At 62.4% G+C, this 23,057-nt stretch carries 22 protein-coding genes; 9 read left to right on the top strand and 13 right to left on the bottom strand.

What is annotated here, in order from left to right; translation table 11 throughout:
- Window positions 1-372 precede the first annotated feature (372 nt).
- Entirely contained in the window at window positions 373-1,059 is a 687-nt protein-coding gene (locus H0I76_RS03470; protein ID WP_200607111.1) for a fumarylacetoacetate hydrolase family protein, read from the bottom strand.
- Window positions 1,060-1,229: 170 nt separating this feature from the next.
- Between H0I76_RS03470 and H0I76_RS03465 the strand changes: the two genes are divergently transcribed.
- From H0I76_RS03465 to H0I76_RS03445, 5 genes are all read left to right on the top strand, one after another.
- Window positions 1,230-1,925 (top strand): FadR/GntR family transcriptional regulator, encoded by a 696-nt coding sequence (locus H0I76_RS03465; RefSeq protein WP_200607109.1) that lies wholly within the window; start codon window positions 1,230-1,232, stop codon window positions 1,923-1,925.
- Window positions 1,926-2,011: 86 nt separating this feature from the next.
- Window positions 2,012-2,983 carry an ABC transporter substrate-binding protein gene (locus H0I76_RS03460; RefSeq protein WP_200607107.1) on the top strand — a complete coding sequence of 324 codons (972 nt, stop codon included), beginning with the start codon at window positions 2,012-2,014 and terminating at the stop codon, window positions 2,981-2,983.
- A 75-nt stretch (window positions 2,984-3,058) separates the two neighbouring features.
- Window positions 3,059-3,820: an ABC transporter permease gene (locus H0I76_RS03455; protein ID WP_200607104.1), complete on the top strand. Its 762-nt coding sequence runs from the start codon at window positions 3,059-3,061 to the stop codon at window positions 3,818-3,820.
- Entirely contained in the window at window positions 3,807-4,607 is an 801-nt protein-coding gene (locus tag H0I76_RS03450; RefSeq protein ID WP_200607102.1) for an ABC transporter ATP-binding protein, read from the top strand. Before H0I76_RS03455 ends, H0I76_RS03450 begins: the two co-directional genes overlap by 14 nt.
- A gap of 127 nt (window positions 4,608-4,734) precedes the next feature.
- Window positions 4,735-5,367 (top strand): ABC transporter permease, encoded by a 633-nt coding sequence (locus H0I76_RS03445; RefSeq protein ID WP_200607100.1) that lies wholly within the window; start codon window positions 4,735-4,737, stop codon window positions 5,365-5,367.
- 446 nt (window positions 5,368-5,813) lie between these two features.
- Here the strand turns inward: H0I76_RS03445 and H0I76_RS03440 are convergent, their stop codons facing one another.
- The 4 genes from H0I76_RS03440 to H0I76_RS03425 form a co-directional block, all read right to left on the bottom strand.
- On the bottom strand, window positions 5,814-6,662 hold the full coding sequence (locus tag H0I76_RS03440) for a carbon-nitrogen hydrolase family protein (protein WP_200607098.1): 849 nt from the start codon (window positions 6,660-6,662) through the stop codon (window positions 5,814-5,816).
- 16 nt (window positions 6,663-6,678) lie between these two features.
- Window positions 6,679-7,749 carry a C45 family autoproteolytic acyltransferase/hydolase gene (locus H0I76_RS03435; protein WP_200607096.1) on the bottom strand — a complete coding sequence of 357 codons (1,071 nt, stop codon included), beginning with the start codon at window positions 7,747-7,749 and terminating at the stop codon, window positions 6,679-6,681.
- 165 nt (window positions 7,750-7,914) lie between these two features.
- Window positions 7,915-9,366 carry a biotin carboxylase gene (locus H0I76_RS03430; protein WP_200607093.1) on the bottom strand — a complete coding sequence of 484 codons (1,452 nt, stop codon included), beginning with the start codon at window positions 9,364-9,366 and terminating at the stop codon, window positions 7,915-7,917.
- Window positions 9,367-9,571: 205 nt separating this feature from the next.
- Window positions 9,572-10,288, bottom strand: a complete 717-nt coding sequence (locus H0I76_RS03425; protein ID WP_200607091.1) for a type 1 glutamine amidotransferase — start codon at window positions 10,286-10,288, stop codon at window positions 9,572-9,574.
- Window positions 10,289-10,547: 259 nt separating this feature from the next.
- Here H0I76_RS03425 and H0I76_RS03420 point away from each other — a divergent pair, with 259 nt between their 5' ends.
- Window positions 10,548-11,801, top strand: coding sequence for an MFS transporter (locus H0I76_RS03420; protein ID WP_200607089.1), 1,254 nt, complete (start codon window positions 10,548-10,550; stop codon window positions 11,799-11,801).
- Here H0I76_RS03420 and H0I76_RS03415 read toward each other — a convergent pair.
- Entirely contained in the window at window positions 11,704-12,711 is a 1,008-nt protein-coding gene (locus H0I76_RS03415) for a LysR family transcriptional regulator (protein ID WP_200607087.1), read from the bottom strand. The two genes, H0I76_RS03420 and H0I76_RS03415, sit on opposite strands and share 98 nt — an antisense overlap.
- A 98-nt stretch (window positions 12,712-12,809) precedes the next feature.
- On the opposite strand from H0I76_RS03415, the gene H0I76_RS03410 reads away from it, so the two are divergent.
- Window positions 12,810-13,133, top strand: coding sequence for a nuclear transport factor 2 family protein (locus tag H0I76_RS03410; RefSeq protein ID WP_200607084.1), 324 nt, complete (start codon window positions 12,810-12,812; stop codon window positions 13,131-13,133).
- Window positions 13,133-13,381 carry a hypothetical protein gene (locus H0I76_RS03405; protein WP_200607082.1) on the top strand — a complete coding sequence of 83 codons (249 nt, stop codon included), beginning with the start codon at window positions 13,133-13,135 and terminating at the stop codon, window positions 13,379-13,381. The genes H0I76_RS03410 and H0I76_RS03405 overlap by 1 nt, the downstream gene beginning before the upstream one ends.
- Here the strand turns inward: H0I76_RS03405 and H0I76_RS03400 are convergent.
- The 5 genes from H0I76_RS03400 to fmdA form a co-directional block, all read right to left on the bottom strand.
- Window positions 13,371-13,853: a hypothetical protein gene (locus H0I76_RS03400; RefSeq protein WP_200607080.1), complete on the bottom strand. Its 483-nt coding sequence runs from the start codon at window positions 13,851-13,853 to the stop codon at window positions 13,371-13,373. The genes H0I76_RS03405 and H0I76_RS03400 overlap by 11 nt on opposite strands.
- A 625-nt stretch (window positions 13,854-14,478) precedes the next feature.
- Entirely contained in the window at window positions 14,479-15,660 is a 1,182-nt protein-coding gene (locus tag H0I76_RS03395) for an MFS transporter (protein WP_200607078.1), read from the bottom strand.
- A 144-nt stretch (window positions 15,661-15,804) separates the two neighbouring features.
- Window positions 15,805-16,104, bottom strand: coding sequence for an FmdB family zinc ribbon protein (locus H0I76_RS19745; protein WP_200607075.1), 300 nt, complete (start codon window positions 16,102-16,104; stop codon window positions 15,805-15,807).
- A 66-nt stretch (window positions 16,105-16,170) separates the two neighbouring features.
- Window positions 16,171-16,722, bottom strand: a complete 552-nt coding sequence (locus H0I76_RS03385) for an AmiS/UreI family transporter (RefSeq protein ID WP_325166397.1) — start codon at window positions 16,720-16,722, stop codon at window positions 16,171-16,173.
- A 41-nt stretch (window positions 16,723-16,763) separates the two neighbouring features.
- Window positions 16,764-17,990, bottom strand: coding sequence for a formamidase (gene fmdA / locus H0I76_RS03380; RefSeq protein WP_200607073.1), 1,227 nt, complete (start codon window positions 17,988-17,990; stop codon window positions 16,764-16,766).
- 237 nt (window positions 17,991-18,227) lie between these two features.
- On the opposite strand from fmdA, the gene H0I76_RS03375 reads away from it, so the two are divergent.
- Window positions 18,228-19,004 carry a response regulator gene (locus tag H0I76_RS03375; RefSeq protein WP_234455063.1) on the top strand — a complete coding sequence of 259 codons (777 nt, stop codon included), beginning with the start codon at window positions 18,228-18,230 and terminating at the stop codon, window positions 19,002-19,004.
- Here H0I76_RS03375 and H0I76_RS03370 read toward each other — a convergent pair.
- Window positions 18,941-20,161 carry a sensor histidine kinase gene (locus H0I76_RS03370; protein ID WP_200607069.1) on the bottom strand — a complete coding sequence of 407 codons (1,221 nt, stop codon included), beginning with the start codon at window positions 20,159-20,161 and terminating at the stop codon, window positions 18,941-18,943. The genes H0I76_RS03375 and H0I76_RS03370 overlap by 64 nt on opposite strands.
- Window positions 20,158-22,782, bottom strand: coding sequence for an ATP-binding protein (locus H0I76_RS03365; RefSeq protein WP_200607066.1), 2,625 nt, complete (start codon window positions 22,780-22,782; stop codon window positions 20,158-20,160). Before H0I76_RS03365 ends, H0I76_RS03370 begins: the two co-directional genes overlap by 4 nt.
- Window positions 22,783-23,057: the final 275 nt, after the last annotated feature.

Raw genomic sequence — 23,057 nt, 5'->3', positions numbered from 1 at the left:
GTTGCAAGTGGTGGATGCGCAAGGCTGCACCGACCTGACGCCACTACCTCTGAGTGGCGCCTCGGTTGAGCGTGCCAAGAGGACGACGGTAAAGAGGCGAAGCCTCGATTTCCTGGAAGCATACTTCCGTGCGCCTCGATGTTCGGAAGGGGATGTGCGCCTGCGCGAACCCGACGCACGTCATGGCCGCCAGCGGGGTCGCCACTGGCGACGTCTTGAACAAGCGGAATCGATACTGCTTGCTTCCTCCGGAAGGGATGGCGGGCAGGCACCCCGCCGCGAGCGAGTGCACTCTGACGCTCCGTTTACGCGATCATCACTGGGCGGCGACGCAATCTTTCAAGCGGCACCCAAGCGGTCCGGCTCGACGGGTCAGGTAACGGTGACCTTGAGCGTCCCGACGTGCTCGATCCTGCCTTCAAGAACGTCGCCACGCGTCACCGCCGCGACGCCCGACGGTGTTCCGGACATGATCACATCACCTGCGGCGAGTTCGAAATAGTCCGAGAGGTAAGAGATCATCTCGGGCACCTTCCAGATCATCTGGTCAAGGTCACCTTCTTGTCGGACGGTGCCGTTGACCTTGAGTTCGACCTGCCCTCGGTCGGGGTGACCGATGCGCGACGCAGGAACGATCGGGCCGCACGGAGCCGAACGCTCGAACGCCTTCCCGATCTCCCAGGGGCGCCGAAGGTCCTTCGCCTCTCCCTGAAGGTCGCGCCGGGTCATGTCGAGGCAGACCGCATAGCCGAACACGTGGTCGAGGGCCCGCTCGACGGGGATGTTCGTGCCGCCGGATTTCAACGCGACCAACATCTCCAACTCGTGATGCACGTCGGAGGACTTGGGCGGGTAGGGGAATTGACCGGACGTGTCGAGGTTGTCCGGGTTCTTCTGGAAAAAGAACGGCGGCTCCCGGTTTGGGTCGCCGCCCATCTCGATCGTGTGGGCGGCGTAGTTGCGACCGATGCAATAGACCCGCCGAACCGGGAAGACGGCTTCCGTACCCTCGACCGGCAGGGTGGGAGTGACCGGCGCAGTAATGACAAAATCGGGCATCCGACTCTCCGTTCGCTCGATGATCTGTGAAATGCCTTAACCAGTTTGCCGAGGTAGATCAATCGCAACCAATATGTCCGATCAATGCATGTTTGATTGCTGGCGCGCGAAATTGGGTATAATCTAAAAATTGATCACCTATTGATGGACCAATCGAGGAAGTCGATGCGGTGCTGACACGTCCCGACAGAAGCGAGCGCGAGGAGGCGACCGCGAGGCTCAGAGCCTTGATCGAGGCGGGCGGATACCGGACTGGCGATCGGTTGCCGCCCGAGCGCGAGCTCATAAGCACCCTGGGGATGAGCCGCACGACGCTTCGGAAGGGGCTGGAAGAGCTCGAGCGCCAGGGCGCCATCTGGCGCCACGTGGGCAAGGGCACCTTCGTGGCCGGAGGGGGCGGCATTGCCGAGGTGCCGTCGGGCAGCTTGGCCGCGCTCGGGCAGCAGCTTACGCCCATGCGCATGATGCGCGCGCGGCTGTGCATCGAACCCGCAATTGCGCGCGAAGCAGCGATCAATGCTTCGCGCGAGGCGGTGATACGCATCAATTTGCTGAAGGATCGCGCTGCGCAGGCGTCATCCTGGTCCGAATACGAGAGATATGACGATCTGTTTCACCGAGCGGTGGCAGAGGCGTCCGACAATCTTCTGCTCGTGACGCTGTTCGACCAGCTTAACGAGGTACGCCGCGCCGTCGCGGGTGCGAGTGTCGTGCGCGACAGCATCCGCCCTCCCGAAGGGCATTCGAGCTTCTCTGAGCACGAGCAGATTTCTGCTGCGATCGAGCAGCGCGACCCGCTGGCGGCTCAGGACGCGATGCGACGGCATATCGGCTCGGTCTCGGCCCGGCTCTTCGGAGAGGCGTGAGAAGTCAAAAGCGACCCATCGATAGGAGAACATCCAGAAGCCAAAACGGCAACGACGATCAAAAACAGTTCTCAGGGAGGAACATCATGACAAAGTTGCTCAGAAATTTGGTGGCACTATGCGCTCTGGTTCTCGTGGTATCCGCGGGAGGCACGTCCGATGCCCGCGCCGAGAAGATACGGATCGCGCTCGCCGAGACGCCCTCCGACGAACTCGCGGCGTTCTTCGTCGCGCTCGACAGGGCCAAGGCCAAAGGCCTCGACTATGAATGGACGGCCTTTGCGGACGAGGAACTCGCGATCCAGGCGGTGCTGAGCGGGCAGATGGACATCGGCTTTGGCACGCCATACGCGGTGATGCAGAAGTCCAAGGCGCCGATCCGCATCGTCTTCCAGCTTTCGAAGCTGAAGTTCTTTCCGGTGACCTCGAAAAAATACAGCAAGCTGGAGGATCTGAACGGCGAACCCATCATGCTGCATTCTCGCGGCGGCGGTACGGATTCCATCGCCAACGTCATCGAAGAGAAGGTCGGCATCAAGTTCGGAACCCGGTCATATGTCCCCGGCTCGGCGAACCGGGTCGTTGCGCTTGTCGGCGGTCAAACCGACGCGACGATCGTCGACCTTTCGAACAAGAACAAGCTGATGAAGCAGCATGGCGACCAGTTCAACGTGCTGCCAATGTTCGAGGTCGATGCGAGCGACGAGGCGCTTTTCGGAAACCTGGACTGGATCAAGGCGCACGAGAAGGAAGTCGACATCTTCGTGAAGGCGCTCCTCAGCGTCTATCGCGACATGGCCAAGGATCCGACGATCATCCGGCGCGAAACCGATCCCAACGGACCGATCGGACAACTCCCCAAGGAAATTCTCGACAGTCTGGACGGCTTCTACACCGATGCCGTCGAGGGCGGGCTCTATGATCCCGATGGCGGCGGGCGCAAGGCTGCACTCGCTGACATGGAATGGTACTCGAGGGCCGGGCAGCTCACGGGCGACCCGGCGAGCCTGAACATCGAGGACTTCTGGTATCTCAAACCGCTCGAATCCGCGCAGTGACGCGGCCTGAGGGGCCGTTGGCCGGGTGTCGGCCAATGGCCCGTTCGTCCGGTTCGCGAGTTCGGTAGAAGACAGATGCCAAGCCGTTCATTTCTGCTCAAAGTGCTCTCGTCCGCGATCGTCTTCGGGGCCTGGGAGATCGCTGGCCGCATCCCGGTGAGCTACGCCTTCCCGACCTTCCTCGAGTCGATGCAGGCCCTGGTCGCGCTGACGCTCGATGGCACGCTCTTCGCGGCCTACGCCGAGACGCTGCGGCCGCTGGTTCTGGGCGTTCTGATATCGTCGTTCCTGGGCATCGCGCTGGGGCTCTGGATTGGTCTCAGCGCGAGGTTCGACTGGCTGTTCTCGCCCATCTTCATCGTCATGCAGGCGGCGCCCCTTGCGGCGCTGATCCCGTTGTTGGTCATGGCATATGGGATCGGGCTCACCTCGAAGGTGTTCGTGGTGTGCATCATGGCGATGCCCGTGATCGTGCTCAACACGGCAGGCGCGGTGCGAAACACGCCATCCTCGCTCAAGGAGATGGCGCGCGCATTTCTCGGCTCGCGACGCGACGTCATTCTGAAGGTGATCCTCCCGGCGGCCTCGCCGATCATCTTCTCGGGCCTGCGCCTGGGGATCTCCGCGGGCTTCATCGGGGCGATCCTGTCCGAGCTCAAGATCACCCCGACCGGCGTGGGAGATATCATCACCTACAGCCGTTCGATTGCGGATTATCCCAGCATGTACGCGGCGATCTTCTCGATCATCCTGCTCGCCGTGCTCTTCCTCAACCTGCTGGAAAAGATAGAGCTTCACCTCTTCAGGGGAAACAATCGTGGGTATGTCACAGATTAGCCTGGCATCACGTCAGGCGGCCAAACCGGCCGCCGAAATTGCTGTCAGGACACGCGATGTCTCGAAGAACTACGGCAGCGTCGAGGCGCTGAAGAAGCTCTCGCTGGATTTTCCGCGGGGCCAGCTGACGTCGTTGCTCGGGCCCTCTGGTTGCGGGAAGACGACGCTCCTCAAGATCATCGCCGGGCTCATTCCACCGACGTCGGGCGAGGTCGAGGTGAACGGCAAGACCGTGACGGGACCGGGGCCCGACAGGGCGTTCGTCTTTCAGGATTTCGCCCTTCTGCCCTGGGCCACCGTACTTCGCAATGTCGCCTTCGGCCTCGAGCTGCGCGGTGTCGCGCAGTCGGAGCGGGAAGACATCGCTGCGAAGTATATCCGTGATGTGGGTCTCGCGGGTTTCGAGACGAGCTATCCGCACCAGCTGTCTGGCGGGATGCGCCAGCGCGTCGGGCTCGCCCGCGCGCTCTCGGTCGATGCCGAGGTGCTTCTGATGGACGAGCCTTTCTCGGCCGTGGACGAGCAGACCCGCAGGAAGTTCCAGGAGGATCTGCTCACGCTGGTCGCGAACGAGAACAAGACATTCATCTTCGTCACGCACTCGATCGAGGAGGCCGTCTACGTCTCGGACCAGATCGCGATCCTTCTGCCGCGGCCCAGTCGTGTCTCGGAGGTCATCCGTCCGACCGGCATCCGCGAGAAGGGGACCGAGAACATCCGGCGCGATCCGGAATACCTCGACACGGTCGACCGGATCTGGGCTTCGCTGCGCAGCTACGTGGAGTGAATGACCCGTGAAGCTCTTTGGCCACCGCCTCCCCGACATGTCGTCTCTGATCCTGTGGGGCTTGCTCTGGGAGATCGTTGGTCGCCTTGGCGTCACCTTCTTCATCCCGCCACTAAGCGCGGTCTTTGTGACGCTGATCGAGATCATCGGCACGCCGGCTTTCCTCAAGGCGCTGGGCGAGACCGCCTACGCGTTCTCGGTCGGGGTGCTTGCAGCAGTCGTGATCGGCGTGCCGACGGGCATCATGATGGGCAAGAGCAGGCTTCTCGACGAGCTTCTTCTTCCCTGGGTGAACATCTTCCTCAGTGCGCCTTTGACCGCGCTTGTGCCTGTTCTGATGGTGCTTTTCGGGTTCGGGATGAAGTCGATCATCATCACCACGGCGCTCTTCGCGATCTGGATCATCATCCTCAACGCGCGTGCGGGGGTCATGCAGATAAACCGTTCGCTCGTCGAGATGGCGCGCTGTTTCGGCGCCTCGCCGCTGGATGCCTTCGCCAAGGTCTATTTCTGGGCGGCGCTGCCGGAAATCCTGAGCGGCGTACGGATCGGCGTCATTCGGGCAGTGAAGGGCGTGATTATCGGCCAGCTTCTGATATCGATCGTCGGCTTCGGCGCGTTGTTTGAACTCTACTCCGCGAATTTTCTGATGACGCATTTTTGGGCCGTCCTAATCGTATTGTTCGCGATGGCGTTCTCGATCTCGGAGTTGCTCGCGTATCTTGAGCGCCGCGTATCGTATTACGCAGCCAAGCGATGATCGATCACGGCAGGCCTCGTGATCGGGAGCATGCGATCACCACGGGCGGCTGTGCCGATCACCTGAGCGAGCGAGGTGGTGCCAGATCGATCCAAGCCAGTCCCGTTTTGCCAAGGCAGGAATTCTGGGTGCGGGATCGAACGGACGCTACTCAGCGCGACCGGTGGCTCCATAGCGTTTGAAGATGTTCCAACTCGGAGGGGCTGCGTTCCTGGTTGAAGCGGTCCCGGACAGAGGAATGGGCGGCGGCGAAGCACGACAGACGACGCGCGCACCGGATATCGGCTGCACCTTCGACGGAGACCCGCGCCACCAGAACCGCACGGTATCGTGGCCCATGATCTCGATCTAGGTCTGACGCACCGGAAAGTGTGTGGCTCTCTCACCACGACAGGTCAGGGAGGCCGCTTCCCGGCATCAAGCCGGGTTTCTCCGCCAGAGCCCGGTCAGGCGCGGGCTGGCTTCTCCAGAGGGCCCAGCGAGTCGAGATAGCCACGGTCGAAGTTCGGCTCGTAGATCGGGAATCTGATCTCGCTGTCGCGGAAGCTCTTGAGCGGCTGCCCCATGTTCAGGATGCCCCGGCGGCGCTGGCGCCGGACGAGGTCGAAGTCGACCTCGATCATGATCATCTCTTCCTGCACGTTGCCCTGATGAAGCACGCGACCCGCCGGGTCGTATACCATCGAATAGCCATTCCCGCCCGCCAGTAATCCGTTGATATGGAACACATAGCTCTGGAACATCGCCGCCGTCGCCTGGGCGACGGCGAGGTCAGCGGGACGGTCCATGAAATGTGCGAGAACCGGGTTGATCAGCACCTCGGCGCCCATCGAGGTCAGCGTGCGCGACACCTCGGGGAACCAGATATCGTAGCAAATCGACAATCCCAGCCGACCGACGCCGGGCACGTCGAACACGCAGAACTGGTCGCCTGCGGTCACGCCTTCCTCGTAAGGCGCGAAGGGGAATATCTTGCGATAGCGTGCGATGATCTCACCCGATGGATTGATCACCGGGGCCATGTTGTAGACCTTGCCGTCCTGCGCCTCAAAATATGATCCCGGCAAAAGCCAGATATCGAAATCCCGCGCCATCTGCGAGAATTCCTTGTCGAGATCACCGCCGGCAGGCTGCGCAGCGTGAAGCGCCGGACCATGCGCGGCAAGCTCGCTGAAGACGACCATCTGCACCCACGGGTAGAGCTGCATCATGATCTCGAGCCGCCGACGCATTTCGTCGACGTTGCGTTTCATGCCGATGTGCATCTGGATCGCGGCGATGGCGAACTTGCTCAACTTGTTTCTCCCGATGTCATGATTTGTAGATGCCGATGTCGGCATGGGGTGTCCGTGGCACGTCCTGCGGTCCGGCGAGTGTCGGCGGAGCGTCTATCCCGCGCGGGCCCGTGGCGCGAAGCCAGGATCCGTTCTGGTCGTAAACCGCGGTGATTTCCGCAGGGACGAAATGGTCGATGGACCAGCTGTGCTCGGACTCGGTGGACCAGATCAGTGTCGCGGTTCCCTCGAGCGGGCGGTAGAGCACGGTGTAGACCGTCCCGAAGCCTGACGCATAGCCCGTCGAGAACAGGGGTTTCTGGCGAAATTCCTGCATCAGGCCGGCCCCCGAGAGAACTTTGCGATTGAACAGGTTCTCGAGGTGCTCGGAGCGAAGCAGGGTCCGCGAGATCCTGCCATGCTGCGGCCATTCCACGCCCAGCTGGTGATTGGTCGCATACGGTGTCGTGCGCAGAATAGTCGGCCGATCCGGGGCGACGAACACTGTCGCCGAGGCTCCGCTGCGGTCGATCAGCGTGACATTGTAGGACATGTGGCTGGGCACGGCACGCAAGACCTCGACGGCTTCGTCGACGGACGAGCACGTCTCGAGGATGTACCGGACGATGATCGGGATGCCGAAGCCCCGTCCCGCCACAACTCGTCCGCCGAATGCGAGGGACACGGCCAGGCCGGCATCGTTCATGCCGTCCGCAAGCCCGGCCATGCCGTCGACCATTCCCATCACCCTGCGTCCACGCCATCGGGAATGCAGCATGGTGGTCTCGTTGAGGCCCGGGTCGAGGTCGTAGTTTCGGATCAGCCCCGGACCGCGTTCGTCGATAAAGGCGGCCTGGGAACAGCCGACCAGATAGCGAGGCGGGCGCCAGAAGCTCAGGAACCGCGCGGCGTCTGCATCGGCCCGAGCGGTCGTGACAAGGGCATGCCACAGCGGTTCGAAGTCGGGCATGTGCTGGCGCAATGCCCGCTCCGCCGCGTTGCGGGTCGGCTGACTGTCGCCGCCGCGGCTCAAGAACCACCGGCGCCAGCCGGGCCAGCCTCGTTCGAACACATCCTTCCAGGCAAGCCCAGGCTTGTCCTCGCTCATCCCTCGAAAGACGAGAGAGACGGGCTGACGGCGATGTGATGCGCTCTCCATCTCGCGGTGGCCTCAGCTACGCTGCCCGAGTGGCGCAAGGGGATGCCCAGGCCACTCGGCGCCATTTATCAAGCGCGCCGAGGGATCGCGCGGGGCTGACAGGCGGCATCCACGTCAGAACCATTTAGCCTCCGAGAGATCGGACGGCATGGACACCGGCGGCGCGGCTGCGATCGGCACGCTGTGGAACTGCGACTTGAGCCCCGCATTCCACCGGCGTGCCCGCTCGGTCAGCTTGCGCTTGTCGGTCTGCATGCGTCCGCGGGCAAGCAGGCAGCCAAGATCGGCGCCGTGATAGCAGTACTCGCCGACCCCGTGCACCCGCAGATAGAAGGCCTCGTTCTCGTCGGCAAGGCTCGTGACGTTGAGAGCGTTGCGCAGGAAGCTGACCTCGCCGCCAATTCCCATCCGCCAGATGCCGGATCTCGGCGCGCGGGTGATCAATTCGACCTTGTCCTCGGTCTGTTTCAGGATGAGCTGGGTCCAGTGATCGTAGTCGTTCCACCGGGCCTGTACCGCCTCGACGTCGATCTCGTAGTCGACATCGAGATATTCAAGGAGGTGGAACAGGAAAAGCGGGCAGCCGCCATAGGTCGAGGTGATCAGGTTGGTTGGCGGCGACGCGCCGCTGACGCGCGGATTGAGTTCCCCGAGATAGACCTCGTTCGTGTCCGTATCGAGCAGGAAGTCGATGCAGAATACGCCCTTGTAGCCCTCGCGATAGAGCCGGTCGCCGAACCTCTGCGCCATGTCGCGGACCTTCTCGGGCACGCCTTCGGGCAGGATCGTCGGAGAGATGTCGTTGCCGCACCAGCCGCCCTTGTAGGGCGTGATCTCCTTGAAGCCGGTGATGTCGGTCATCACCGGGCCAACGAAGGTCCCAAGCCGTGTGGCGCAGCCCTCGATCGTGCCGGGCAGGTGATTGAGCCGCTTCATCACCTTGAGGTCCTGGTCGATGACCTTGGCGGCGACCTTGTCCCAATCCTTCTCGGATTTGATGAAGAAGGTCGTCCGGCCGCTGTCCCCATAAGGTGTCTGCACGACGAGGTCCGAGCCGAGCCCGGCGCTCTTGGCAAGGGCAATCAACGCCTCGTAGCTCTCGGCCCGGCCGAGCACGTTGGGCGCGCTCGGAACATTCGCCTCGTTGCCGAGCCGCGTCGTCTCGATCTTCGAGTCGAGCCGAGTGCGCAACGCCGCTGGGGCGAGGGCGATGTCGAGTCCGACCTGCTCGCACAGCGCCTCGGTCTCTTCGTCGAACATGACGAAGATCGCCTTGCCGCGCGGGCGCGACTTGACCCGGTCACGGAACTGGGGATGCGCGACCAGGTAGTTGGCGACATCCTCCATCGACTGGAACTCGGGCGCCGTGATCGTCGCGGGCACGAAGACACGCGGATGGGCGCCGTCGAAGATGTCGAAGTAGTTCACGAATTCCATCGCGCCGACCCACTGATCGAGCCCGAGCAGGCTGTATGGCGTCGGCGTGATCACGTAGATCGGTGTCGTGTTCTTGCGCAGGAAGCGGAAGATCTCGGTCAGGCTGGTCAGCTTCTTCGTCTTGGCCATGGTCGTCCAATTCCTCTCACGCAGCTTGCGCCGTCGCCGGGCAGGCGTTCACGGCAGGTGTCGCCCCGCCACCGGGCTGTGGCATTGCCCCGGTGTCCCGATGCCCCCTCCCGACAACCATATGCGGGACGCACGGTTGCGCCCATCCCGAAGACGCTGTCTCTCGATGATCGGAACCCGGACCCGTTCGCTTCCGGCGGGGGAACTAGACGGATGGCTTGGCATTCTCGGGACTCCGAGTTCCTCGCGGGCGTTTCAGGAACGCTTCCACCATGTCGCCAATCAGCGCTGAGTCCGTTGGTTCGCCGAGCGAGACGAGCGCTTTACGGGCGATGTCATCGGGCAGAAGGTCGCGCCGCGCCTCGATCAGGTCCCTTACGAAGGTCCGTTGGAACTCGGGATGGGGCTGGATCGTGAGCGCTCGGTCGCCATAGGCCAGCGCCGCGTACCGGCAGAACGGCGACGAGCCCAGCACCTCGGCCTCGCTGGGCTTCTCGATCACCTGGTCCTGGTGCCAGGCCATCAGGGCGATCGGGCTGGCGAGGCCGGCGAACTCGTAGGTTTCGCGTCCGACCGACCAGCCTCCCGCGAACTTCTCGACCTTGCCGCCGAGTGCCTGTGCCAGGATCTGGTGTCCGAAGCAGATTCCGACGATCGGCACGCCGGCCGTGAAGCTGCGGCGGAGGAATGCCTCGAGCGGCGGGATCCAGGGATGCGGTTCGTAGGTCCCGAATTTCGAGCCGGTGATCAGCCAGCAATCGGCCTCATCGGGCTCGGCGGGCAGGATGCCGTCAAGCACCGGGTAGGTGACGAACTCGAAACCGCGCCCGTCGAGGAAGCGGCGGAAGAAGTCATCATAGTCGCCATGCGCCGTGCGTAGCTCCTCCGGCGAGCGACCCGTCTGCAGTATCCCGAGCTTCATCAATTGTCCTCAGAGCTTGTCGACCGTCCTGGGGCCGGCGTCGTTCTTCTCGGCCAGCAGGCAGAGCCAGTCATGCACTAACACTCAACTTGGACCAGTCAGATCAGGCTGCTCAGTGCCGCTCATCCTCGTGCTCACGCGATGTCTCCGGCAAGGAGCCCGATGTACCACGCAAACCCAATGGCGCACGGGGTTCGAACCTAGGTGAAACGGTGCGGCTGAATTACTGTCGTGATCTGGCCAGAGGGGAGGCTGCACGATGTCAACCATGGTGAAAATCACACTGATGTTTGTCGTGTTCGTCGACCTGATCGGCCAAGGCCTGGTGTTCCCGATCATCGACACGCTGGTCATGAAGCCCGAGTCGAATTTTCTGCCGGCGGGAACATCCACCGCGCGGCGACATTTCGACTACGGTCTGGTGATTGGCATCTTCTTCCTGTCGTGGTTCCTGGAGGTGGTTTACGTCTCGCGCGTGTCGGACGCGATTGGACGGCGCAATGCGCTGCTGATCTGTCTTGGCGGAGCGTTCGCGGGCTATGTCGTCACCATCATTGCGCTGACGATCAGCAGTCTTTGGCTCCTGATCATTGGCCGCGCGATCACCGGGTTCACCGCGGGGAACCAGCCAATCGCGCAGGCGGCAATGGTAGATGGAAGCGTCGACGCCGCCGATCGCGACCGGAACATGGGCTACATCGTTACCGGTGTGAGCTTCGGGCTCGTCGGCGGCCCCATCATCGGCGGCGTACTGTCGGACAAGGACCTGATCGGCGACGTGGCGAGCCTGACCACACCGTTCTACGCGGCGCTGGGGCTTGTTTTGGTGGCCATCTTCCTTGTCCTCGTATTCTTCCGCGACATGCGCACGGAACGTGAGCCCTTCGTTTTCCGCCCGCGCGACATCGTCGACAGCCTCTGGCGCGTGGCCGATCAGCCGCTCGTGTTGCGGATCATGCCCGTCTATGCGTTCTTCATGATTTCGAACGTAACCTTCTACGTCTTTATTGATAACTATCTCACCAGCGCCTTCGGCTATGGCGAAATCGGGGCCAGTGCCGTGATGCTGGTGATCGGTTTTGCACTGGCGTTTTCCAGCACGTTCCTGGTCAAGCCGGCGCAGGCACATTTTGCCAAGCCGCAGATCATCACCGTCACACTTGCCATGATGGCGCTCTGCTCGCTCGCAGTCGTCCTCTCGCCGGTCGCGCTTCTGTGCTTCGTGCCGGTGTTCTTTTTCTATTTTCTGTTCGGCGTCACCTATCCGACCCTGCTCGGTCTCTTCTCGATCAGCGTGAAGGAAAGCGAGCAAGGCTGGGTCATGGGTGTGACCACGGCCGTCTTCTGTCTTGCGGGCGGGGTGATGTCGCTGATCGGCGGCGGACTGATGAGCGTCGATATCCGATTGCCGTTTTTCATCGTGACGGTTTCCGCGGTCTGCGGGCTCGTCGCCATGTATGCGTCCCAACGGGATCAGCGGATGAAGCGTCTGATGATTGGGAATCCCAAGTAGCGGCCGCGCGACGCGCATTGTTCGCCAACTCCCGCGCCATGGCGAGAAAGGCAGCCAGCCCGGCGGATGGATGGCGGCGACTCGGAGAGTAGAGGCAATAATCCGAGCGTGGCGGCGTCCAGTCCTCGAGAAGCCGGGTCATGCGGCCAGCCGCGATGTCGTCGCAGACGCTCTGCTCGAGGAAAATTCCGATGCCCGCCCCCCGAAGCACGGCGCATCGCGCGACGCCGGCATCGTCCAGGGTAAGTCTGCCCGTCACGTCAACCGATACCGTCTCGCCTTGGCGCTCGAAGTGCCATCGCAGGAGGGCGCCGCTGGGCAGGCGTGCGCGGATGCAGTCGTGGTCCTTGAGATCGCCCGGATTCTGCGGTGGTGCTCGGTCGGCCAGGTATTCCGGCGAGGCGACCACGGCGTAGCGCTGCCACTGTCCGATCGAAAGCGCGATCATGTCCGTCGGCACGAGGTCGCGTACCCTGATACCGAGATCGAAGCCCTCGGCGACGATGTCGACAAGACGTTCCTCGGTTCTCAGATCAACTTCCATCCTTGGATGGCGGCGCAGGAAGTCCGGGACGAGACCCGACATGATCGCTTCTGCGGGCACCGCCGAGGCATTGATGCGCAGCACGCCGGAAGGCGTCTCGCCATGCGAGCGGGCTGAATCCATTGCGCGGTCAATATCCGACAACGCCGGGCCGATGCGGTCGACGAACTGCTGCCCTGCCTCGGTCAGAGCTACAGTACGGGTCGTTCGATTGAAGAGGCGGATGCCAAGCTCGGCTTCCAGCCGAGCGATCCCATGCGACAGCGCGGTGGTGGAAATGTCCAGTTCCGTCGCCGCGGCGCGGAACGAACCGCGGCGCGCGATGGCCAGCACTGCCTCCAGATCTCTCAGACTGATCTTGCTCATTGTCCCGAATATCGTATCAACGCATGCCAGTTTATCGACCTTATCGGGACGGAAGACAATGGGTAGATGTTCCTCGAACAAGAACGAGGAATGACATCATGACCCTTCCTGAACCGATAGAAAGCTACTTTGCTGCCGATGCCCGCAACGACGTGGACGCGCTGGTCCAAGCCTTCGCGGCAGATGCCATCGTGCATGACGAGGGCGGGACATACCGGGGCGCCAAGGCAATCCGCCACTGGTTGCAGAAAACCAAGGCGGCTTATGGCGCTATCGCAGAACCCCAGGAGCGGACCGCAACCGACGATGACCAATGGATCGTGTCGGCCAGGGTCAGCGGCAATTTTCCCGGCAGTCCTGTGATCCTGACTTTCACTTTTGGGCTGACGGGCGACCGGATTGCGAGCTTGGAAATCCATTGATGAGTGATTTCCTGCACTTCGATGACAAGGGCGCGCTTGTCATCGGAGGCAGCCGCGGCGCCGGAACTGAGACCATTGCCCCGATGCGGAACATGGGCGCAAGCCTGCTGACAACCGTGAGGTCCGGGCGGGAGGCAATGAGTGCCTGCCCGCAGACTCGAGATCCATTTGCGCCGTTCCAGTTTGGCAAGGCATTTTCTGCGTGCCGCAGCCTGTCGTGGCGCTTCGTTCTCCGGATCAGGCGGTGACGGGCGGTGCGATCAGCAGGTAGAGCCAGGTCAGCGCCAACACGGCTGGGACACCGATTGCACCGACCATTCCCATGACCGGGATCGCGGGAGTGTGGGGCATGACGATCGAGTACTGGCCGCGGCTGTACTGTCCCGAGTAGGCGCCATTCTGGCACTTCGCGCGCCACTGCCGGCTCCGCCAGACCGCGGCAAGGATTGCGACCAGCACGAGCAGGCACAGCACCACCCCGAGCAACGGGATCAGCGGGAAGAACAGGCTGTCGCCGACCGCCGTGCCGCGCGTGCCAATCGTGAGAGGGACGAACAGAAAGGCCTGGCTGGCGACCAGCCAGTTCACGCGGGCATTGATCAAACCGAGCTCGAACTGGATCTCGCTGCGGATGTAGCGGTAGATCTCATCGTTCTCAGGCGTCCTTTCGATCGGGATGCACGTGCTCGGGTCGGTGAGCGTTCTGGAACCATCAGACAAAGCAGTTCGTCTCCTCTTGAAATGCCTGGAAACGCGCGAGCACCTCGATTTCAGAGCCCACAACCAAGCCTGCGCCACGGCAGTGAAGCTGTCGCGGATTGAGCGCTCGTCTTTACGCCCGCCCTAACCTCGACCTTCGTCCTTGCGGAGCGCTTGGCCACAGAGATCAGCACCAAGCGCATGAGATTGCCTTGACGAATAGCCACACTGGTACTGCCCGCGTGGGGTCAGATCAATTCGAACCAGTATCGGTTTTGCCGGGGCAGGGGTGTTTAAGGCCAAATCCGATTGACACCAGCCGGCGAGAGCGGCGGCGTTGGTCAGCCTGAACACGCTCCCACTTGAGAGGCTGGGTTCCTCGTTGAATTGGATGTGACGGATGCATGGACGGAGGCGAAGGTCTGCAGGCTTCGCTTTCGCCGGAAGAGGAGCATCGCTCGCACGCTTTGTCGCAGGGGCAGGTGCAAGTTCTTGCCGCGGTATTCATTCACCATCCCGTCGACTGCACATGTGTCCCGCGGATCTCGCTCGGTGCGGCGCGCTTGCATCGCATCTCGGCGGCGAGCGCTGGTCCAACTGATGCCACGAGAACCGCACGGTCTCGTCTCTGACGCCTATCCTGCGCTCAACGCCATTTCTCAGTTCGAAGTGCAAGAAGGCAACCCAACCCGATAGCGGCGGAACACAATGCGACGGTGATCGCAAGATCGTAGCCCCCCTGCTGCCACAGGCGAGAGGAGACGGTGGGAGCAACGGCGAACCCCACGAGGCAAGGCAGCGCCAGCCATCCGGAAATGGTGCCGAATTCGGCACGGCCCATGGTCTCCGCGGTCACCGAGGGTCGCAGGATGCTCGTCAGGCCATAGGCCGCGCCCTGCAAACCAGCGAACACGAAGACAAGCACCGTGACCTGGCGGCTGGCCAGCAAGGCCAGCGATGCGAGGCCGAGGCCAAGGAAGGCGAGACACGCGAGAACGCGGCTGCTGACGCGCCCCGCGACCGGCAGTATCGCCAATCGGCCAATCACCTGCATTGGCCCCACCAATGACGCCGCAACGAATGCCATGGTATCCGACACTCCGCGGTCGACCACGAGGGGCACGATGTGAGTGAGCAGAATTCCATGGTTCAACGACGCCATGGTGAAGGCCATTGCTACGAGCAGGAATGGCGCCGAGCGCATGACATGGACAGCTGACCGATGCCGCGCGTCCGAGGCTCGGAGTTTCCGGGGGGGCTTGGTGCCCCTCTCCAACAGTGTCACCCCGATCCAGTTGAGCGGCGCGGCGCCAACGGCCACCAGCGCCGCGAGCACGAGAACTGCAGTCCGCCAGCCGAGTTCCTCGCCAATTGTTGCGGCGAGGAGGAAGGCAAGCGGCGAGGCGAGTCCTGCAATCAATGCGATGCGGAGAATTCCCACGTTCGCGGCTGCCCCGAGCCGCAAGGTAACAAGCGCGAAACACGCCTCGTAGAGACATGCTGCTTGGGCAAGGCCGATGATCAGCCAGACAAGTCCGAACTCGACCTCGGTCTGCACCGAGGCAAGCAGGACGAGTGCACCCGATCCCATGATCGGACCGAGGCACAGGACCCTCCGCCCGTGGCCGGCATCGATCATTCCCCCGACCAGCGGCGCAGTGACCGCCGAGACCAGGACCGCGACGGAAAAGCCAAGTGCGAGTTCCGTCTTTTGCCAGCCCTGGCTCCTCTCCCAGGTCAGCAGCAGTGCCGCAAAGCTGTAAAAGAGGCCCGCCCACGCCAAGACCTGACCCGCCGCGAGAAACCATATCCCGCGCAGGTCGGGCACAGCCGGCGGGCATGCGTCACTCGGTGGATGGCCCGAGCTCGAAGGCTCCGACATGAGATCAGGCCATCCGCACGCACCAAGTGACATTGCCGCGAGGTGTGTCGCCCCGAGGCCAAGCCACCGCACCCGAAGCGGGCGGCACGCTTAATGGCCGATTGACCATCGCTTTCTTACGTTGTTCTGGCGGGGGCCCAACTTGCAGATCGCACAGCCACACCCTGCGAGATGTTTCTTCTTCACCACCTTCGGCTCGCTTCCAGACTTCTCGGAACGAGCGAACGCCCCGCGCAGCGTCGGGTTCATCGTCGCGAGATGCGGCATCGCCACTTCTCGCCTGCTCTCGGCCCCGCATGACGGGCAGGCGCATGACTGGTCGGAGCGGTCGAGGGTGGCCCAGGAATCGAACGGGCCGCAGGAGGTGCACAGGTAGCCATAGATTGGCATGTTTGACTCCGGGATATGAATTCACTCAGGCGCTGCGCCGGGATACCGGCGCAGTCGCGAGACCTTTCAGAGCAGACCCTCGAGCAGCAGAAATCCGGGAAGCCAGCCCGTTCCGATCCCGACGAGCAACGTCACGATGCCCGTTTGCCGCAGGATGGGTCGCTGCAAGGCGAGGAGCAGGAAGTACATGAACCAAAGGACCGCCCAAGCGCTCCAGTTCAAGGCCATCCATAAATCAAGCGCGGTCGATGAGTTGGCGAAGGACTGCAGGGCCACCGGCACCGCGGTGATCGCGACGAACAGGCTGAACCATCCAAGCCCGCGGCCGTCGACATCGACAGTTCGATTATAGGCGACCCAAAGATAGGTCGTGCTGAACAGAAGCGTCAGTGCCGCCGCCTTCACCGAAGCAAGGTCCGCATCAACCCCGAAGGCCGACGACATAGCGACCGAAAGCGTGACGAAGCCCGAGACGACATTGATGACGATGATCTCGCGGTCCTGGATTCGGCCGAGAAGCCAGAGCCCATTGAGAAACAGGACCGCGCCAACATAGAGCAGCGCAAAGCCGAGCAACATGATCGTTCTCCTCCCCCGTTTCGCCGCGCGCAGGGACATGCCGACCGCGCGCGACGGTTTGGGCCATGACGGCCGTTGGCTCAGCTTGTGCGGGCGACATCAACGCCGGACACCTGCCGGGTCGGCCCCGACGCGTTCGGATTGATGTCGAAATCGAAGATGGCCGTCGGGATCGCGAGTGTCGCGCAGACATTGGGAATGTCCACGATGCCGGCAATCCGCCCCTCGACCGGGGCCGTTCCCAGGATGCTGTAGGCCTGCTCGCCCGTGTATCCGAATTTCTTCAGATATTCGATGGCGTTGAGGCACGCGCGGCGATAGGCGACATGGGCATCGAGGTAGTACTGCTCGCCCGTGTGCTCGTCGACCGAGATACCCTCGAAGATCAGGTAGTCGTCGAAATGCGGATCGATCGGGCTCGGCTTGAAGATCGGGTTGATGACGTTGTACTTCGCCATGCCGCCCTTGATGATGTCGACGCTGATATCGATCCAGCCGGCCATTTCGATCGCGCCGCAGAAGGTGATCTCGCCATCGCCCTGGCTGAAGTGGATGTCGCCCATCGAGAGGCCGCCACCCTTCACATAGACAGGGAAGTAGACCTGCGAGCCGCGCGACAGGTTCTTGATATCGCAGTTGCCGCCATGCTCGCGCGGCGGAACCGTGCGCCAGGCTTCCTCGGCTGCCTTTCGTGCGGCATCGCCCTTCATCTGACCCATCAACGCCGTGTCGGAATAGGGCAGAGCGGCAAGCGGTGGCACGCGGTTGGGATCGGTCGCAACCAGTTCGGCCTCGCGCCGGTTCGCCTCGGCCAGGAGCTTGTGATCGGGCAGGCAGCCGATCAGGCCGGGATGGATGATGCCGGGATAGCGCACGCCCGGGATGTGCCGGGACGTCGTGTAGATGCCTTCGAAGTCCCAGCACGACTTGGTCGCGTTCGGATAGTGCTCGGTCAGGAAGCCGCCGCCGTTCTCCTTGGCGAAGAGGCCATTGAAGCCCCACTCGGAATTCGGAAGCGCGCCGATGTCGAGGATGTTGACGACCAGCAGATCGCCCGGCTCGGCACCCTCGAAACCGAACGGACCGGAGAGATAGTGCACCCGGGTAAGGTCGACGTCGCGCACGTCATTGGCGCTGTCGTTGTTGCCGATCTGGCCGCCGGTCCAGTCATAACACTCGACGCGGAAGACCTCGCCTGTCTTGAAGGTCTCGACCATCGGAATGTCGGGATGCCAGCGATTGTGGGTCTTGATCTCCTGGTCCTCGGGCGCCTTGTTCAGGTCGATCGAGAAAACTGTCTTGGGCATTGTTTTCCTCCACAGGGCGGCTCGCCATTGTTGTCCGGCGGGCGAGCGCAGCTATTTCCTTCCGCGCCAGGGCGGCGGGAGGGCCTATACCGGTGAGAAAACGCTAGCGGGCCTACGTAATCGCAGTGCGACGGCGCAGCCCTGCACTGTAATCTTTTGTAATCAGAGCCCCATGATGCACTCAGGGCGCAGTCTCGATCTCGACGCTCCACGCCGCCTGTGCATATGCTGACCGCCATGGCTGCGATGACACAGCGCCGGGTCCTAGCCGTGGACGATGATCGTCATCTCTGCGCGGCCCTTGGCCGAATTCTGAAGGACGAAGGCTACGGCTTCCGCGCCGCTCAGGACGGGCCGTCGATGCGGCGTGCTTTGGCGGACGAGCGGTTCGACCTCGTAATTCTGGATATCAACTTTCCGTCGGGTGAGGATGGTATCTCGCTGGCCCGTGGCCTGCGCACGCAGCACGATCTTCCGCTCATCATGCTCTCCGGGAAGGACAACACCATCGACAAGGTGGTTTGCCTGGAGCTCGGAGCCGATGACTATGTCACCAAGCCCTTCGAGCCGCGGGAGCTTGTAGCCCGGGTCCGAACAGTTCTCCGACGCTATGGGCGCCAGCCGGGATCGTCTCACGCACTCCCTGCGGGCTCGGGCGATACGGGAGAGATCTGGCATTTTGCCGGTTGGCAGCTCGATGCGACGACACTCTCGCTCGTTCCTCCGGAGGGCGGCCCGGTTCGCCTGACAGGGCAGGAGTTTCAGTTGCTGAAGGCCTTGGTGGTGCGTCGTGGCCGCGTCCTTTCGCGAGAGCAGATCCTCGACATCGTCTCGCATCGACAATGGACGCCGTATGACCGGAGCATCGACGTGCTGATCGCCAAGTTGCGACGCAAGCTCGACGATCACGCCGGTCGCTCGAAGATCATTCGCACGATCCGGGGCGTCGGCTATACGTTCGTGCCTCGGGTCGACGTGTCCGAGGCTTCCGAGGACGTCACGCAGGGAAAATAGAGATCGACCCGCGTCCCTTCACCGGGCGCACTCGCGATCGCCATATACCCACCAGCCTGACGGATGAAGTTGTCGACCATCGGAAGGCCCAAGCCGCTTCCCTGTCCGCGGGGCTTGGTCGTGAACAGCGGCTGCAGCGCGCGCCTCCTGATCTCGGCGGACATTCCGGTGCCGCTGTCTGCCACGGAAAGCCTGATGTAAGCGCCTGGGATCGCGTCATCGACCGATCCGGGCTCCGGCAGGATCGCGACCTTACGGGCATCCAGCGCAAGCCACGCGCTTTTCGTCATCGCGTCGCGCGCATTCAGTGCGAGATTGAGCAGGGCGGCTTCAAGGCCGCCGCGCGAGGTTTGCACCGGCAACGCCTCATTCGCAACCTCGACCGTCACTGCCACGTCTTCGCCAAGCGTCCGGCGCAAAAGGCGAGCGATCTGCGGCAGCTCACCCTGCAGGTCCACCATCTCGGTCTCGCCGGCACCCATGCGTCCGAAATCCAGAAGGCGTTTGGCCATCGTGCGGCCCGACTCGAGTGACCCGAGCGCGTCGGCGACCGCATCGGCCATCTCGGAACCCGTCGGAAGATGGTCCTCGAGCCAGCGCAAGGTGGCGTACTGGACCGAAAGCATGTTGTTGAAGTCGTGTGCGATGCCGCGGGTCATCTGACCGATCGCTTCCATGCGCTTTCGGTGGCTCAGCAGTTCGCTCGCACGGCGATGTCGTTCAATCAGTTCGAGCCGCTCGAAGCACCGCGCGAGGGTCGCGAGCAGGTCATGCGAGTAGAACGGCTTGCAAAGATAGTCGTATGCGCCGGCTTGCAAGGCTTGGATCGCCGTTTCCAGAGAAGCGAACGCCGTGACGATCACGCAGATCATCTCGGGGCGATGGCGGCGGAGCTCCTGTACCAGATCCACGCCACTCTCGGAGCCCAGCCGAATGTCGACCAAGGCAACCAGCGCGCCGCTCTGGATCAGTCCGGCAAGCGCACTCTCGACATCGTGCGCAACGTGAACCCTGTAGCCCTCTATGCGCAGCAGGTTTGTCAGGCTTGCGGCGAAGTCCTTGTCGTCATCGACGACAAGAACGCGCTGTCCAGCAGATGCTGGTGCGGACGGCGTGTCGCCCTGAGGCGGCTCGATCGACGGTCCCATGCCGGTCATCGCGACGCATGCGCGACGGGAAACGAGAGCGTGACGGTTGTTCCTTGACCGTGCTCGCTCGCAATCGAGATGTCACCGCCGTGCTGATCCACGATCCGCTTCACGATAGGCATCCCGAGACCGACCCCGAAGGCTTTTGTACTGTAAAGCGGCTCGAACACCTTCGTGATTGCATCGTCCGCGATTCCGATACCGTTGTCTGCAATCCACAGGATGACCCTATCCCCCTCGTGGCGCGTTCCGACGACGATTTTCGGATTGGTGCCCTCGCGCGCCTCGCAGGCATGGACGGCATTGACAAGAAGGTTGCCGAGAATCTGGCGAAGTCGTTCGCTGTCTCCCAGCATTGCGCGGCCCGCACGAAGGTCTAGCTCTGGCTCCACGTCGACCCCGAGATCCCCGGACGCCAACTGGCCGCGCACCCAGTCGTCGATCGAGATCGGCGCCATGATCGGGTCCCTGTTGCGCGAGAATTCCAGCAAGTCGTCGATGATGTGGACACAACGCCAGACATTGCGCTGCAACCGCTCCAGCTCCTCGCGCACGGGCTCGGCGCCACGGGGCAGCAGGCGGCCCAGGATCTCCGACGACGTCACCATGGTCCCGAGAGGGTTTCGCAGTTCGTGGCTCACCGTTGCGGTGATATGGCCGATCGCGGCAAGCTTCTCGTTGCGGGTCAATTCCTCCTGTGTTCGGCGCAACTCGTCGAGCGAGGTCATGAGTTCATACTCGGCCAATTCTCGGCTCTCATGCGAAAGGACGACCCACCACGCACCGACCGCCAACAGCGGCAACATGGCCAGGAAGGTGCGGAAGAGAAGCTGGCCACTGTCTCGGGGCGTGGCTTCAGGGTAGTCGATCAGCCGATAGGTCAAGAGGAATACCGCAGCCGCAACGACGACGAGCCCGAAGAAGATCACTGCGACCTTTCGCAGGCGTCGCTCCATGAAGGGAGCGATCTTGCCGCGCGACGCGCGGGAGACAATTCCTGCCTCCCTGGGATCGTCCGCCCTGCTGGTCTGCTTGCACATGTCGTGACATTGCGCGTCGAGGCTGCAGCAGAGCGAACAGAGTGGGCTCTCGTGAAACGGGCAGCGCACCATGTCGGGCCGCTCGTACTCGGCACCGCAAAGTGCGCATTGGATTACATGATCACGCGCCTTGCCAAAGACTGCCGGCTGACGCGCAAGATAGTATTGCCCCTTCGTCGCGACACCGATCACCACCGCGGCGATCAGCGCCAGCAAGAATGCCAGCGGCGCGGCAAATGCTTCGGCCACCGGCCCGGCAAGGCCGGCGAAGCAAAGAATGCCAATAAGGGCGCCGAACGCCATCGAGCCGCACCCAACCGGATTGAAGTCGTAAAGATAGGCGCGACGGAACTCGATGAATGACGGGCTGATCCGCATGGGCTTGAGGATGGCCAGATCGGCAAACAGCGCTGCGATCCAAGCGGCTGCGATCACGGAATAGACCGCCAGCACGAGTTCCAGCGTCTGGAAGATTCCGAGAAGCATCAGCAACAAGGAAATCAGTATATTGAAGATCAACCAGACGACCCGTCCCGGGTGCTGGTGCGTCACGCGCGAGAAGAAGTTGGACCAGGCCAGAGAGCCCGCATAGGCATTCGTCACATTGATCTTGATCTGAGAGATCAAGACGAAGATTGCCGCCGCGGCGAGGACAATCTTCGGATCATCAAACATGTAGCTGTAGGCGCCGATGAACATGTGGATCGGTTCGAGCGCGGTTTCTCGGGGTAGCCCTGCGCTGACGGCAAGAACCGCCAACAGGCTTCCGAACAGGATCTTGAAGCCGCCGATCACGATCCATCCCGGCCCGGCCGAGACCACGGTTGCCCACCAGCCGACGCGATTTGCACGGGTGCGGTCGGGCAGAAAGCGCAAATAGTCGACCTGTTCGCCAATCTGGATCGAGAGCGCGAAGAGGATGCTTATCGCCGAGCCGAACGCGATGACATCGAAGCCGCCGTGGTCGGTGGCCGTGCCGGCGTGATCAATCCAGAGCCGCACCGTCTCCGGATCCCCGACGACGACCGCGAGGAATGGCGCGAAGAGCATGACAATCCAAATCGGCTGCGTAGCGATCTGCAAGCGGCTGATCATCGTCATGCCCGCGAACGTGATCGGAATCACGACAAGCGATGAAATGATGTAGCCAAGCACCAGCGGAATATCGGCATAGAGCTTGAGCGCCTGAGCCATGATTGCGCCTTCGAGCGCAAAGAAAATGAAAGTGAACGACGCATAGATCAGCGAGGTAATGGTGGAGCCGATATAGCCGAACCCGGCTCCGCGGGTGAGCAGGTCCATGTCGACCTTGTGCCGGCTCGAGTAGTAAGCGATCGGAAAATTCGTGACGAAGATGAAGAGGCAGGTCACGATGATCGCCGGAAAAGCGTTGTGGAATCCGAAGCTCAGCGTGATCGCGCCACCGATCGCTTCAAGCGCGAGGAACGAGATACCCCCGAGCGCCGTGTTTGCGATCACGAAGGGAGACCAGCGGCGGAAGGACTTCGCGGCGAAGCGCAGTGCGTAGTCTTCCAGGGTCTCGTTGGCGACCCAGGAGTGGTACGATCTCGGTCTCGGACTGTGCTTCAAAGCTATGCTCCGGCCTTCGGCGCCTGACGCTCGAGGCGCGAGCCTCCTCAGCCATCATCCACCGTTCGAACTCACCTCGACGCCTAGGTCCGATCGACACTTCGCAAATCGCGCCGCCCCCAGTTGGGTCACGAAGCCGCCAAGCGTCAAGGTTCGCGGCAAGGCGATTGCCGGCACCAGGCACGCTGGTCACCGGGCGGGATGTCATCAGACGAATTCGAACCTGCCTGAGTTTATCTGAACGTGCGGGAGTTTAGGCGGGCGAGATCTGCCGC

It is taken from the genome of Thermohalobaculum xanthum (genome assembly GCF_016623495.1).
Lineage (GTDB): Bacteria > Pseudomonadota > Alphaproteobacteria > Rhodobacterales > Rhodobacteraceae > Thermohalobaculum > Thermohalobaculum xanthum.
Note: the sequence above shows the minus strand (reverse complement) of the source record. Positions and strands in the feature narration are given on the sequence as shown.